Below are 573 nucleotides of genomic sequence, written 5' to 3'. Positions count from 1 at the left end.
TGGGGGAGGACGTCGTGAGTGACATCCAACTGTCCGAGAACGAGTTGTGGATAGCGAGTTTCTACCGGTCCTCGGAGATGAGCGGGGCGATGTTCTTCGGGCGGGTGGCGCGGACCATCCGCGGCCCGCTGCAGAAGGACGTCACCCACCACTTCGCCGACGAGTCGGCGCACGCCTCGTACTGGACCGACTGCATCGACAGCCTCGACCAGCGGGCCATCCCGATGCGTGACGCCTACCAGGACCGCTACATGGACGCCGTCGGCGTGCCCGCCAGCCTCATGGAGGTCATGGCGATCACGCTGGTCTTCGAAAAGCGCACCATCGGCCACTACAACCAGCACCTGCGCGAGGACAACACCCCCGCACCCGTCCGGGCCACCATCGAGAAGATCATGCTCGACGAGCGGTGGCACGTGCGCTACGTCCGCGAAGCCCTCCAGGCCATGGAAGAGCGCTACGGCAAGCAGGAGATCGAGGACACCCTCGCCCGCTACACCGCAGCCGACGTCGAGATCTACGGCAAAGCCATGGCCGAGTTCGAAGAACGCTTCGCCAACCAGTGATCCGGGT

General features: G+C 64.9%; 1 protein-coding gene. It reads left to right on the top strand.

Features of this window, described 5'->3' with window-relative positions:
- A partial coding sequence (locus tag FCI23_RS56010) for a ferritin-like domain-containing protein (protein WP_211265927.1) occupies nt 1-566 on the top strand: 566 nt, incomplete at its 5' end.
- Nucleotides 567-573 lie beyond the last annotated feature (7 nt).

The organism is Actinacidiphila oryziradicis (assembly GCF_005047355.1).
Taxonomy (GTDB): Bacteria; Actinomycetota; Actinomycetes; order Streptomycetales; family Streptomycetaceae; genus Actinacidiphila; species Actinacidiphila oryziradicis.
The sequence above is the reverse complement of the archived record's forward strand: the minus strand, read 5'-3'. Positions and strand labels throughout refer to the sequence as shown.